Source organism: Lactobacillus sp. UMNPBX15, from assembly GCF_002553785.1.
Lineage (GTDB): Bacteria > Bacillota > Bacilli > Lactobacillales > Lactobacillaceae > Lactobacillus > Lactobacillus crispatus.
In genome coordinates, this window is sequence record NZ_PCYV01000019.1 from 1 (window position 1) to 13,206 (window position 13,206).

Annotated in this window: 11 protein-coding genes, 1 tRNA gene and 1 pseudogene; 5 read left to right on the forward strand and 8 right to left on the reverse strand. The window is 37.2% G+C overall.

What is annotated here, in order from left to right; all coding sequences use genetic code 11:
* Positions 1 to 185 precede the first annotated feature (185 nt).
* Positions 186 to 632: a flavodoxin domain-containing protein gene (locus tag CP366_RS05810; protein ID WP_005718584.1), complete on the forward strand. Its 447-nt coding sequence runs from the start codon at positions 186 to 188 to the stop codon at positions 630 to 632.
* Positions 625 to 1,152, forward strand: coding sequence for a GtrA family protein (locus CP366_RS05815; RefSeq protein ID WP_005718582.1), 528 nt, complete (start codon positions 625 to 627; stop codon positions 1,150 to 1,152). Before CP366_RS05810 ends, CP366_RS05815 begins: the two co-directional genes overlap by 8 nt.
* 18 nt (positions 1,153 to 1,170) lie before the next feature.
* On the opposite strand, the gene wecB is transcribed toward CP366_RS05815, so the two are convergent.
* Positions 1,171 to 2,313, reverse strand: a complete 1,143-nt coding sequence (wecB, locus tag CP366_RS05820) for a non-hydrolyzing UDP-N-acetylglucosamine 2-epimerase (protein ID WP_005724265.1) — start codon at positions 2,311 to 2,313, stop codon at positions 1,171 to 1,173.
* Between the two features lie 105 nt (positions 2,314 to 2,418).
* Between wecB and CP366_RS05825 the strand changes: the two genes are divergently transcribed.
* Complete coding sequence (locus CP366_RS05825; RefSeq protein WP_005724266.1) at positions 2,419 to 2,607, forward strand: hypothetical protein; 189 nt, start codon at positions 2,419 to 2,421, stop codon at positions 2,605 to 2,607.
* 70 nt (positions 2,608 to 2,677) lie between these two features.
* On the opposite strand, the gene CP366_RS05830 is transcribed toward CP366_RS05825, so the two are convergent.
* The 4 genes from CP366_RS05830 to CP366_RS05845 all read right to left on the reverse strand — a co-directional run bounded on the left by CP366_RS05830 (position 2,678) and on the right by CP366_RS05845 (position 6,070).
* A tRNA-Arg gene (locus CP366_RS05830) sits at positions 2,678 to 2,750 on the reverse strand.
* A 49-nt stretch (positions 2,751 to 2,799) separates the two neighbouring features.
* Complete coding sequence (locus CP366_RS05835; protein WP_065988994.1) at positions 2,800 to 4,128, reverse strand: PTS sugar transporter subunit IIC; 1,329 nt, start codon at positions 4,126 to 4,128, stop codon at positions 2,800 to 2,802.
* A complete protein-coding gene (locus CP366_RS05840; protein WP_005718576.1) occupies positions 4,125 to 5,360 on the reverse strand; it encodes a DEAD/DEAH box helicase in 1,236 nt (411 codons plus the stop codon). The genes CP366_RS05835 and CP366_RS05840 overlap by 4 nt, the downstream gene beginning before the upstream one ends.
* Before the next feature lie 2 nt (positions 5,361 to 5,362).
* The gene (locus tag CP366_RS05845; protein WP_089147859.1) at positions 5,363 to 6,070 is read right to left on the reverse strand and encodes a GH25 family lysozyme; all 708 of its coding nucleotides are present in this window, start codon (positions 6,068 to 6,070) and stop codon (positions 5,363 to 5,365) included.
* A gap of 108 nt (positions 6,071 to 6,178) precedes the next feature.
* On the opposite strand from CP366_RS05845, the gene CP366_RS05850 reads away from it, so the two are divergent.
* Positions 6,179 to 7,480: an APC family permease gene (locus CP366_RS05850; protein WP_005718570.1), complete on the forward strand. Its 1,302-nt coding sequence runs from the start codon at positions 6,179 to 6,181 to the stop codon at positions 7,478 to 7,480.
* A gap of 51 nt (positions 7,481 to 7,531) precedes the next feature.
* On the opposite strand, the gene CP366_RS05855 is transcribed toward CP366_RS05850, so the two are convergent.
* Positions 7,532 to 9,412 carry a flavocytochrome c gene (locus tag CP366_RS05855; RefSeq protein ID WP_089147858.1) on the reverse strand — a complete coding sequence of 627 codons (1,881 nt, stop codon included), beginning with the start codon at positions 9,410 to 9,412 and terminating at the stop codon, positions 7,532 to 7,534.
* Between the two features lie 321 nt (positions 9,413 to 9,733).
* On the opposite strand from CP366_RS05855, the pseudogene CP366_RS05860 reads away from it, so the two are divergent.
* Positions 9,734 to 10,565 (forward strand): annotated as a pseudogene (locus CP366_RS05860) (transposase).
* 79 nt (positions 10,566 to 10,644) lie between these two features.
* Here CP366_RS05860 and CP366_RS05865 read toward each other — a convergent pair.
* On the reverse strand, positions 10,645 to 12,420 hold the full coding sequence (locus CP366_RS05865; RefSeq protein ID WP_089147857.1) for an FAD-dependent oxidoreductase: 1,776 nt from the start codon (positions 12,418 to 12,420) through the stop codon (positions 10,645 to 10,647).
* 172 nt (positions 12,421 to 12,592) lie between these two features.
* Positions 12,593 to 13,162 (reverse strand): hypoxanthine phosphoribosyltransferase, encoded by a 570-nt coding sequence (gene hpt, locus CP366_RS05870; RefSeq protein WP_005718562.1) that lies wholly within the window; start codon positions 13,160 to 13,162, stop codon positions 12,593 to 12,595.
* Positions 13,163 to 13,206 lie beyond the last annotated feature (44 nt).

The window sequence follows — 13,206 nt, forward strand, 5'->3', positions numbered from 1 at the left end:
GGACTTGAGCTTTTTAATTATTTATTCAACTTACCGCAAAAAATTATACACTTAGTTTTTGTAGAATTAAAACAAAACTCTAGAAATACCTGAAATATTTTTAAAGTTTGCTAAAACTAAACGTTTTTGCAATAGTTTCATGTATAATAAGATGTCGTATAATGCAGTGAAAGGTATGAAAAATCATGAAAGCAAGAATTGTTTATGCCAGCATGACTGGTAACGATGAAGACATGGCTGATATTTTAGAAGAAGATCTTCAAGATTATGGCTTTGACGTTGAAACAAGTGATGTCGGCTTCACTGATGCCAATGACTACTTAGATAGTGATCTTTGCATTTTTATCACCTACACCTATGGTGAAGGCGTAATGACTGATGAATTGGCAGACTTTTATGGGGAGTTAAAAGACTTGGATCTAACAGGCAAACATTTTGCTGTGATGGGTTCTGGCGATAAGACCTACGGTGAACACTTTTGTGAAAATGTTTTTGACTATGAAAAAGCATTCAAGGATTGCGGCGCAACTGAAATTACTAAACCCGTAACAATTGAAAATGCGCCAGATGATGATGCAGTCGCTGCAATCGATCAAGCTGCAAAGGAAATGGCCGATAAGTTAAATGGCTAATAACAAAAAAGACGTCACAGCTGTTGATCAGGCACAAATACGCCGTCTAGGTCAAAAATTAATCAAGCGACACCGTAATCTTTGGGTTTACATGGTTTTCGGCTTTGTCGCTGCATTAATCAATACCTTAGTCTTCATGGTCTTACACTCATGGTGGCATAATGTGATGGTAATTTCTAACACCATCGCCTTCATCGTCTCCAACCTGGCATCTTTCTGGTTTAACCAAAAGGCTGTTTTTATCAATAATGTCGATCATGAACACAGCACGTGGCATAAACTAATCGTCTTTTTCACTTATCGCGTCATCAGTTTAATCCCTGATACATTAATTATGTTAGTCGGCTTATCCTGGCTGCATTTAAACGCATTACTAGTCAAAATTATCGACCAAATTTTAGTCGGTGTATTCAATTACTTAACTACTAGATCAGTCTTTCAAAAGCAAGAACATACTATGATTGAACGTGCAAAAATGCGCATTCAAGAACAAAAAAATAAAAGAGACAGCAAAAATTAAAACTGTCTCTTTATTTTTTTACTCAAAATCTTTTGGTTTACTTTCACTATCTTGATTAAAGTAATAATAAATATCATCCATAATTCGATCAGCTGCATGTCCATCTCCATATGGATTTTTGGCATTCGCCATCCGATCATATTCGTTTTTGTTTTCTAACAAAGCTAGCATTTCTTCACGCACCTTGTCGACTTCAGTTCCAACTAACTTCAAGGTACCGGCCTTTACGCCTTCAGGACGTTCCGTCGTATCACGTAAAACCAAAACTGGTTTACCTAAACTAGGAGCTTCTTCTTGTACGCCACCTGAATCAGTCATGATAAAGTATGAACGTTTAGCTAAGTTATGGAAATCTACTACATCAAGCGGCTCAATCAAATGAATCCTTGGATCACCACCAAGCACTTCATTAGCCACTTTTTGTACTCGTGGAGATAAGTGAACTGGATAAATAATTTCTACATCAGGATGCGAATCAATTACTTGTCGCATTACTTTAAATACTCGGCGCATTGGCTCACCTTGATTTTCTCGACGGTGCATAGTAACCAAAATCACCTTATTACCAGGAGTAATTGCGTCCATTACCTCATGATGATAATCTTGTTGTACAGTCTGTGCTAAAGCATCGATTGCCGTATTTCCAGTAACGAAAATAAAATCAGAATGGTGATTTTCCTTCAGTAAATTAGCCTTACTCAATTCGGTCGGTGCAAAATATAAATCGGCTAAATCATCAGTCATCTGCCGATTCATTTCTTCAGGATATGGTGAATACTTATTCCAAGTTCTCAGACCTGCCTCCACATGTCCCAATGTAGTTTGCTGATAAAAAGTAGCTAAAGAAGCCGCAAAACTAGTCGTCGTATCGCCGTGAACCAAGACAATATCTGGTTTCTCTTCTTTGATCACCTTAGATAAATCAATCATCACTTTAGAAGTAATTTCTTCTAGAGTTTGATTTTGGTGCATAATATTAAAGTCATAATCCGGTTTAATTTTAAAAATATCTAGTACTTGGTCCAACATTTCGCGGTGTTGTGCGCTAACGACCGTTACTTCTTCAAAACGATCATCTTTTTTTAGTTTCAAAACAAGTGGTGCCATCTTGATTGCCTCTGGACGCGTTCCAAAAACAGTCATTACCTTAATTTTCCTCATTAAAAAATTCCTCCGCTTAACTATTTTACTATACCTGATTTTAGACTATCTTGCACCCGCTTTCTGTGTTTTAATGGAAGTATTAAATTGAAAGTTGGTCGATGCATGAATTCATCATTACTATTATTAATTACAACTGGTTTAATTATTTTGATTGGAACGTTTTGCCTTGTTTTTGGTATGGACAAAAACAGACCCGCTAAAACTAGAAAATATTTACTTTATACTGCACTAATCTGTGTTTTCCTAGTTTGGGGCTTAATTACTGCAATTATGCTTCAACCCTTAGGATAATAAAGATATCTTTTGGATAACCAAAGCATGTAAAAAGCCTGCAAGTTAAATACTTGCAGGCTTTTTTCTATGACCCCGGTGAGATTCGAACTCACCTCTACGGTTTAGGAGACCATTGTTCTATCCAGATGAACTACGGGGTCAAACCTAAGATTAACTTTACCAAAAAAAGTGGTAATAGTTAACCTTTTTTTAGAATTGTGGATTAAAAAATGTTTTCGGATGGTTGGTATCAGCAATCTTATCAGCTGCTTTAACAAAAGGCATCCAAATTAGCAAAGCAACAATCATATTTAAAATGCTTAAAACAATTGCACGCCAATCATAATTGCAAGCCAGAAATGGGCCAATAACTGGTGGCATGATGCTAGGTACTGCCACTTGAACTGGATTAACCAATCCCATAATGCTAACCCAATAAGAAAAGGCAACATTAACTAGTGGCGCTAATACAAATGGAATTAGATACACTGGATTTAGCACTACAGGCAGGCCCAAGAGAATTGGTTCGCCAATGTTAAAAATTCCTGGAGCTAGTGAGATTTTGGCAATTGTGCGATAATCACTGCGTTTAGAAAACATTAAAATCGCCACAATTAGCATTAAGGTTCCACCAGCACCGCCAAACCAGGCAAAGACATCAAATGAGCCACGTACCCATACATATGGTGGAATATTTCCATTACTAATCGCTGTGATGTTATCATTTTGAGCAGTCATCCAAATTGAATCCAAAATTGGTGATAGAACCCCTATACCATTAATTCCAAAAAACCAAAATAACTGCACTAATAAAGTAATGACAATTACCGTACCAAAGCCTTGTCCCCACTTTACTAATGGAGTTTGAATTGTGGTAAGCAACCAATTTCCAAAATATTTACCGGTAAGAATTTGGAACAAATAATTAATTCCGCCTACACCAAATATTGCAATCATTGCAGGTAATAAAGAATCAAAAGCAGCTTGTTCAGCATGGGGCAAGTTCGATGTCACATGCAACATAATCCTTGCTTTATAGCAAGCATAATAAATAAAAAAGCCTAATGAGCCAAACAAAATAGCAGTAAAGAGGCCAGTAGTTGAGAACTGACTAATGTCAAATGCATTATGCAGTGTAACATTATCACCATGAAATTTAATCTTAGCTATATTGGCAATGCTTAGTGCAAAAGAAGATAATGCCACAATTGAAGCAGCAAGTCTATTTCCTTCAAAAGCTTTTGCTAGTTGATAGCCTAAAGCCAATGCTAAGAAAAAGGCAAATAATGAAAATGTCCCTCGCCAAACTAAATTACTGATTGCTACCAATGGCTGCATCGCAAAAGCAAAGGCATACCAGCCTAGATGATCATGAGCTGCTTCAATTAAGCTCTTAATTAAAACTGCTAATGATCCTGCCATTGTAATTGGCATTAATGAGACAAATGCATCCCGTAAAGCAACTAGCCATCTTATCTGACCCCATCTACTAGCTAGCGGCAAAACATAGTCCTCTAGCCATCTAACTAAACGAATCATTTCTTTCCTTTCAAGTAATGTGGATGATATCCCTTGTTCTTATTACGTTTCTTGCGTTTTTTAGTTTTATTTTTCTTAGTCGAAGTCTTAATGGGCTGCTCTTTAGCCTGCTTCTTTTCCTTCTTGAGTTTAGGCTTTTCAGTTGTTAAATGATAGCCTGCAAAGTAGACACGCTCTATTTGTAATTGATCTGCCAATAATTTCTTCAAATCACGAAAATCGTGATCATCGCCTAAGGTAACCACATAACCTTCAGCGTTCATTCGACCTGTTCTTCCTGCCCGGTGCATGTAAGTATTAGTCTCGCTCGGAATATCAAAATTAATCACATAGGTAAGGCCTGGAATGTCCAACCCACGCGCAGCCAAATCCGTTGCCAGCAGCAATTTCGTCTTACCAGTAGCTAGGTCATTTAAGGCTTTTTCACGGCGTTCTTTACCAAATTCATTAGCTAATAATTCGAACTTAGTCTTAGTATGCCCAAAAATACCAGCAAAGCGCATCATCGTTTTATTTGAATCAAAGAACAAAATTCCCTTAAAGTGATCCAACTTAGTCATTCGCTGCAAAAATTCAATCTTGTGTTGATTGTCTACTTGCAAAAAATAATGTTTAGTCGCTGAAGCTTGTTCATTTCTGACATCTACTAACAAGAAATGACGGTTAAAAACTTGCTCCGCATCCCGTGTAATCTCAGAATCTGTTGCTCCAAATAATAAGATTTGACTGTCTGGACCCAGATTTTGCCCTAATGCTGATAACAATTCCATTTTAGTAAATTCTAAAATATCATCGGCTTCATCAATAATCAAAGTCTTGATCTGGTTTACTTTAATTCGACCACTTGAGAAGAAGTCAAAAAAACGGCCTGGTGTAGCTACGACCACTTCAGGATGCTTTTTCTTCAGATTGTCTTCTTGTCTCTTTCTATTGCCAGCACCAACCAAGCTGACGCCTTTTAATCCTAAAGCGTGGATGTAAGGATTAATTGCATGACGAATTTGTACAGCTAATTCAGTCGTTGGCGCAATAATTACCACGCTGTTAGCATTACCTGGCTGTGCTTTTTCCAAACTAGGAAGTGCATAAGCCAATGTCTTACCCGTACCTGTCTTAGCCAATCCAACCAGGCTCGCGCCATTGCGAATGGCATCATAGCTTTCTTTTTGAATTAAAGTTGGCTGGTCCTTGTGTTCTCTAATTAAAACTTGTTTGATTTTTTCTTGATACATTATTACTGTGTTAATTGCCCATACTTTTGCTTATATTGACCAACGGTCCCGTTATACGCGTACATCGTTACCTGGCTTTCTAAGCCTGAAACATTCCTTACGCGTCCGTTAGTAGTGTAGCACCAAAATGAATACTTTAATTTATTCGGTGCCTTACTGTCTGATGACATCAATAACGTTTGCGGATTAAAGTAATGTTGATATTTATGATCAACTTTCACCATGACTCTTTTGCCAGCTGCTTGCAATAAAGCCGCAAACTGCCCCATTGACCGCAAATATCTCGCTGAACGAGTAGTCACTGCCGGTACAATTAGAATTGGCAGCGAGCCCGTATTTTGTCCTACTTGCTTAAAAAAGTAGCGGTAATGCTGCATCGGAGTCGATTCATTGCTATAGGAAATCTCACTACCAAATGCCAAGTTCGTTCCTAAAATTTGGTCACGATAAGACAGATAGTTTTCATCAAAATATGATCTGCCTTGGGTTGCTTTCAAATATATAAAGGAAACGCCATTAGATTGCAATTTATGTAAATCAACATAGTCAATATCTTGATTTAACTCAATCCCAATCGCACTTGAATTAGCATCTGGCGGTAAAGTTGTTTGCCGCTTAAAATTGAAAAAGCCAATCAAAAGAAATGCAATCGCCAGAATTAATAAAGTCAAAATCGCTGGCAAAGTATACTTATGCTGAAATCTTTTCATCGGCTAAATTCCTCCCTTAATTATTTTAACCGAAAAGCCTATCAATACAAACATTTCCAGTCGATGTGCTAAAATTTAAATAATGTAAACGAAAGGCAACAAATAAATATGAAACGACAAATCTCATTCGGCCAAGCATTGGCTACCGTAGTCGGTTCTGTCATCGGAGCTGGCGTATTTTTCAAGATCGGAACAATTACTGCACAAACTGGCAGCACTTCAATGACCCTGTTTGTATGGATTTTAGCTGGGATCATTTCAATTGCATCAGGTTTGACCATTTCAGAAATTGCCGCCAGCTTAAAAATTAATGGTGCCATTAAGTATCTTGATTACACTTACGGCCGCGTGTGGGGTTTTCTTTTTGGCTGGGCACAAATGATTGTTTATTTTCCAGCTCAAATTGGTGCCTTAAGCTCAATTTTTGGCGTTCAGTTTGTCTCCTTATTTGGAATTAAGGCGAGGTATTCTAACCTAATAGCTATCTTGCTAGTGCTTTTTCTCTTAGGAATTAATCTAATCGGAACTAAATTTTCTAGCAAAATGCAGTCGGTCATCACTATCCTAAAAATCATTCCAATTGCTTTAATTATTATTTGGGGATTATTTAATCCTGCCAAAATACCTGCACCAATTATTCCGTTAACAGTCGGCACTGGACATTCATTTCCAACCGCCATTAGTCAAGGGTTACTTTCTGCGTTATTCGCCTTCGAAGGCTGGATTGTAGTGACTAATTTGGCTAACGAAGTCAAAAATCCAGAAAAAGACCTTTCACGGGCAATTATTTTAGGTCTTTCAGCAATTACATTGATTTATGTTTTAATCAATTATACTTTCATGACCGTTTTACCTATTGATCAATTAACTAATAACAATAATGCCGCGTTTCAAGCTTCAATGAAATTGTTTGGTCAGTTTGGTGGAAAACTAGTCACTGTGGGAATTTTAATTTCTGTTTACGGTGCGGTTAACGCATTCATGCTGACAGGGATGCGTACGCCTTATATCTTGGCTCAAGACAATTTATTGCCATTCTCCAATAAAATTGGCAAGGCTAATATCCATACCGGTGTTCCAGTAGTTGGCGCGTTTATTGTTGATGCTATTGCAATTGTCATGATTCTACTAGGTAATTTTACTGTTTTAACTGACATGCTAGTCTTCGTTATGTGGACTTTCAACACAATGTTGTCAGTTGCCGTAATAATTTTGAGAAAGCGTGAGCCAGAATTAAAACGTCCATTTAAGGTTCCATGGTATCCGATCATTCCAATTATTTCCGTGATCGGTGGTATCTTCATCGTTGTCTCAACAATTATCAATCAATTTGTTCTTTCAATTATTGGTATTGGTTTAACATTGTTAGGACTGCCAACTTACTATTACATGCAAAAGAAAAATAATTAACGAAAAAAGCCGCCGATTTTGGGCGACTTTTTGTTTAAGTAAATATATTTATTAATGTTGTGAAGCACCGCTAGTTGCATCATTTTCTTGATGATCTTCATAGGCAGTATTGGCAGCAATTCGACCAAAAGTGAAAATATCTGCCAAGGAGTTACCACCCAAACGATTACCAGCATGAATGCCACCAGCATTTTCACCAGCAGAATATAGACCATCAATAATTTGACCATCTTTATTCAAAACATGTGCCTTAGTATCAATTACTAAGCCGCCCATAGTGTGGTGAATAGCAGGCTTTCTCGGAGTAGCATAGAATGGTGCAACTTCACATTTGAGGCCTAATACATTCTTATGGAAGTCTGGATCCTCGCCACGATCAACGTAAGAATTATAATCCTGGATAGTTTTAACCAAAACTGCTGGATTCATTCCAATTTGTTTTGCCAAATCTTCAAGCGTATCAGCTCTAAACAAGGTTCCAGCCTTAACTTGCGCATCAAGTGACTCTTGGGTTGTATTGTAAGCAGTGTCCTTAATCTTATCGTCCGCAATTTGATAAATCAAACCACCATTTTCGATAACTGCCTTAGCCAAAACATCCCGTTCCGCAAATTCATTAACAAACCTCTTACCCTTTTTGTTAACCATAATATAGTTAGCAGGCGGAGTTACAACACCAGTGAAAAGCTCACCGGTCTTTGGATCAGCTACTGGCATTAATTGGATAAAGCCCATACCGAATAAGTCTGCACCAGCTTCAAGACCTAAGTTAATCCCATCGCCAGTAATTGCAGGTGAATTAGTTGTTGTACTATCGTCTGCAATGTTTGGCCAATAGGTATTGTATTTTTGAACCATCTTAGTATTGGCACCAAAGCCACCTGCCGTTAAAATTACTGCCTTAGCATGCACAGTCAAAGTACTACCATCAGCGCGTGTCGCAATTACACCGCGTACTTTGCCATTTTCAATAATTAGTTTTTCAACACGAGTTTCAAGATATGGGTCGACACCATGCTCTCTTATCCAATCACCCAAAACATGAATGAATGCATAACCTAATGGTTCTACTGGCTTATGGCCTCTACGCCACAGACCACCAACTGGTTCTGTAACTTGAGAATTATCAAATTTAACACCTAAATCTTGGAGCCATTTAACAGAATTCAAAGCATTCGTTACCAATTCATGTACCAAAGCATATTTACCATGAATTTCGTTATCTTTTAAATCCGTCCTTTTACCACCTAAATAAGTTTGAATTTCATGGAGTAAAGTCGAATCAAATAAATAATCTGTACCAGAATCAATATATTCTTTGATTTGTCTTTGTAATCTTTCAAAATCAAAGCGGTATTCTAAATCAATTTGTTCAATTGGCGTATTAGCCAAGTCTTCTAAAGTCTGTTTTTCACCAGGAAGAGCCTTAAATTTACTTTGCCATTCTGGTTCAGCCGCATTCATTGGACCACCAGCACGGCTAGTATTACCACCGATCTGTGGATACTTTTCAAGAACAGCCACCCTTTCACCATGTTGAATTGAGCGAACTGCAGCTGCTAGACCAGCGCCACCTGCACCAACTACAGCTACATCAACAGTAATTTCTTCATCTTCTACCTTTGTAGCAGCGGGCTTTTCACGGTTTTTCCATTCGGTTGAATCGCCGCCTGCTTCATCAATTGCTTCGGCTACGCCATCAATCACACCATGACTGGAAATAGTCGCGCCACTGACCGCATCAACGTTTAAAGTTTGATTTTCCACAATTGTTTTAGGCAAACGTCTAAATACTTCATCGGCTACTCCCTTAGTTTCACCTGATGAATCTACTTTGATTGAAGTAACTTTATCGCCATCAATGTCAACTTCCATTGGCATTGATTCGGAACCATGACCTTTAGCTTTTACTTGATATTTTCCTGACTTCATTGCTTACACCTCTAATAAGTTTAACTTTATCCACAAGTTAATATTAGTGCGTCATCTGTTGATGTATCAAATATCAATTTCACTATACTTTCATAACAAAATTGTTATGAAATAACTATGTTTCGTTCTCCAAATAAAAAAGCTTAATGCAAATAGTTATCCACATTAAACTTTTTAATTGCATGCTTTAATTAATAAACTGAAACTTGAAAGCTAAGATTAACGCTCCTTCCCCGCGCCTCTTGGCTTTTTCTTATCAAAAATAAAAACGCAGGATCTCTCTGCGTTATACTTTAAATGTCAACCTGAAAATCCTACGCAATGAACAGTATAGAACAAATCGACACAGAAAACGATACTAAATCCTTAATTTCTTCATTTATCAAACTAATCAGTCTAGCTAAGTTAACTAAACAAGTCAACTTTAAGCGTAAATCTACCGTTTCATTAACCATGATCATCTCTTGGTTGATGTCAGTACACTTTGCTCGGCTTTCCTTATTCAGAGCTAAGAGTGACAAGCGTTTTTCCGCTAGAACTGCTCGCAATGTACTTAACGATGGAAGAATCAACTGGCAAAAACTATTATGCTTGATTGCAGCTCGGCTCATTGGCTGCTTCAAACATCCGTAAAAAGAAACATTATCTTTATTCAAGCATAGTTGAGGCTCAATATCATGGACATAGCTTTTTATTAAAGCTCGTCTTTGTCTCCAACCGTAGAAACAAGAACAAGCATTCGGTTTTAGCTACTACTCAGACAAAGCTTAGACCTGAAGAAATCATCCAGCTCTATGGTCGTAGATGGCAAATTGAAACATATTTTAAGACGTCTAAGCAATATCTTGCTTTAGATAAATCTCAAGTTCAAAGCTATGATGGATAATGTGGCTATATCGCAGTTACAGTAATAACTTATGATCTATTGGCCTGGCAGGAAAGACAAAATACAGATGATAGGACAATCGGAGATTTATTCTATCTAATGAACGAATCCTTACCTGATATTAGATTCGTAGATGCATTGGTCTACTTAATTTCAGAATTAAAAGAGCTTAAACAGAATAGTTTTGAAAAGATAGATGAAGTAATCAATGACTTTATTAACCAACTGCCACGATTCATACAAATTGCACTGAAACAGATCATATAAAAACTAATTACGTCTAGAAAAGCTCAATAGTGACAGGACTTGAGCTTGATTTTGGTGCTTTCAAGTTTCAGTATTTAAATTAAGCTTCAGAGGCGCCTGATACAGCATCTGCTTCTTGTTCATTTGAAACAGTAGAATAATTATAATTGGTATTATCCGCAGCAGTCGTACCTGCAACAAAACCAGAAGCATAGCTCCAAGAATTCATCATACTTGGCATTGAATCATGACCATTAGCACCACCAACAATTTCTCCTGCAGCATAGAAGTTACTTACGGGATTCATATCATTGTCAAGAAGCTGCATTTGATCAGTAGTTTCATATCCACCCAAAGTTGTGCAGAACAGAAGTTTTTGTTCAATTACATAATATGTATCGCCTTCGAACTCATGCATAAACTTCTTGTCTCTACCAAACTCAGGATCATAATCTGCTTTAACATCTTCAGTATAGTTATCAACAGTTTCCTTCAGCGTTTGATAATCAATACCTGCTTTTTCTGCCACGGTCTTCAAGTCGCCTTTGACCAGAACTGGACTCTTCTCGCCATCCAAATCAAAGAATGATTGAACTTCTTCTTTGGTAAAGCCATACTTAAGCATTAATTCATAGAAACGGTCCCAGGTTCTTTGATCCATGACAATGTAAGCTACCTTACCATTTTGTTCGGCAATCGCATCCCTAAAATGCGTATAAGGTGCAGATTCGTTAACTATTCTCTTGCCATCAGTATTAACAAAAATAGCCCCCATATCGGTCGCTTCTTTAGTTGAATAAGTTGTTAGCTTAGCAATACCAGGTTCAGGTTCAACTTCCAATCCATGTGGATATACCTTATACCAGTCTAAGTTACGAGTAACCAAATTCATATTTTTGGCAAAATCAAAATAATCACCGGTTGAAGTCATTGGACCATAATATGGAATATCAGTCTTATGAGCCTGATAATCACGTGCACCCCAACCACCAGCAGCTAAAACAAGTGACTTGAAATTGACATTAATTGTCTGGTGCTTGCCTTCAGCGGTTAAAGATACCAGTTTGCCAGCCTTATCTTTATTCAACTTTTCAACACGGGCATCTAAGATAATTTGTCCGCCTTTTTTTTCAAATGCCTCAGCCACCTTAGTCACTAATTCATATGAGCTTTCACTAGGCATTTCAATTTGACGATTTACACTATGTTCAACTGTTTGGGTTTCCGCTTTTTGATAAGTCAAATTTGCAAATTCAGTAATAAAGTCTACGGCCCTACCAATATTGTTAGCTAATAACTTTGACAACATTGGATAATTGGTACCGCGGCATTCACGAGTAATATCTTGAACTAGTCTATTTGGCGAATCCTTCTTTGCCGTTTCACCAAATAATTCTGCAGAAACTTTAGAGCCAGTTCCTACAACATTTGAGCCATTTAAAATAGTTGCTCCACCTAAATAGCCATTTTTTTCAAGTACAACTACTTTTTTACCCATCGAAAGAGCACGACTTGCCGCCATTAACCCGGCCATACCGGAGCCAATTACAGCAACATCAACATTTAGTTGCCTTTCTTCATGTACGACTTCTGGCTTTTTTCCGTCAAGAGCAATGTTATTTTCAGCTAATGCTTTTTTACCAGAATCTAGCATTGCTTGAGTCATCAATGATGCCCCAGAAACAGCGTCCACGTCAAAACTTTGATTATCAATAATATTTTTCTTTAATTTACCAAAAGCTTGATTAAAAATTGCAGGAGTTTCCGAATTCTTGGTTACTTTGACATCGCTAATTTTATTGTTTTCTAAATCAATCTCAAAATCAATTTGACCATTGCGACCATCTGCTTGAGCTTTAATATTTTGTTTGGTCATAAAAACTACTCCTTTACTTGTTCTTTTTACTAAACCGCCTACATTATAACCACAATATTAAATCTAAAAAATAAATTTAATTTGATATTTTAATAGAATTTTTTTATCAAAAGCAGTAAATAAAAGCGAGTGATCATTCTCACTCGCTTGATTCTTTATCTAATTTTCATCCTTATTTATTAGCGTAATGTTGAATAACTTCTGGCTTCAATACCCCAACATAAGGAAGGTTACGATACATATTTAAAAAGTCCAAACCATAACCCACTACGAATTCATTGCCAACCTTTGAACCATAATATTCTAATTCAACATCGGTAGTTCTTCTGGCTTCCTTATTTAGCATTGCACAACACTTAACGCTCTTAGCGCCACGTGCCATAATGTGTTCTTTCATGAATTTCAAAGTTAAACCCGTATCAACGATATCTTCGACAATTAAAACATCGCGATCCTTCACGTCAGTTACCAAATCTGATACTATCTTGACCTTACCAGTTGACTCAAAGCCATCACCATAACTAGAAACATCGAGAAAATCCAGTTGATGTGCTACGTCCATTTGTCGAGTTAAGTCAGTCAAGAAGTAAATTGCACCCTTCAAAGCCCCAACAACTACCGGCTTTTTACCAGCATAGTCCTCAGTTAATTGCTTACCTAAACGGACGCACATCTCATGAATGTCATCTTCTGTGAATAATTTGTGATCTATAATTTGGTCAATATTGTCGCCTTTTGCCATTTAATCTACCCTTCAATTCAATTTACATATATTATTCCTAATAA

Bases quoted from the DNA above. Each gene is read 5' to 3' on its own strand.
- CP366_RS05825 (WP_005724266.1), top strand. From the start codon at position 2,419: ATGAATTCATCATTACTATTATTAATTACAACTGGTTTAATTATTTTG.
- CP366_RS05850 (WP_005718570.1), top strand. From the start codon at position 6,179: ATGAAACGACAAATCTCATTCGGCCAAGCATTGGCTACCGTAGTCGGT.
- wecB (WP_005724265.1), bottom strand. From the start codon at position 2,313: ATGAGGAAAATTAAGGTAATGACTGTTTTTGGAACGCGTCCAGAGGCA.
- CP366_RS05835 (WP_065988994.1), bottom strand. From the start codon at position 4,128: ATGATTCGTTTAGTTAGATGGCTAGAGGACTATGTTTTGCCGCTAGCT.
- CP366_RS05810 (WP_005718584.1), top strand. From the start codon at position 186: ATGAAAGCAAGAATTGTTTATGCCAGCATGACTGGTAACGATGAAGAC.
- CP366_RS05815 (WP_005718582.1), top strand. From the start codon at position 625: ATGGCTAATAACAAAAAAGACGTCACAGCTGTTGATCAGGCACAAATA.
- CP366_RS05845 (WP_089147859.1), bottom strand. From the start codon at position 6,070: ATGAAAAGATTTCAGCATAAGTATACTTTGCCAGCGATTTTGACTTTA.
- CP366_RS05865 (WP_089147857.1), bottom strand. From the start codon at position 12,420: ATGACCAAACAAAATATTAAAGCTCAAGCAGATGGTCGCAATGGTCAA.
- CP366_RS05840 (WP_005718576.1), bottom strand. From the start codon at position 5,360: ATGTATCAAGAAAAAATCAAACAAGTTTTAATTAGAGAACACAAGGAC.
- hpt (WP_005718562.1), bottom strand. From the start codon at position 13,162: ATGGCAAAAGGCGACAATATTGACCAAATTATAGATCACAAATTATTC.
- CP366_RS05855 (WP_089147858.1), bottom strand. From the start codon at position 9,412: ATGAAGTCAGGAAAATATCAAGTAAAAGCTAAAGGTCATGGTTCCGAA.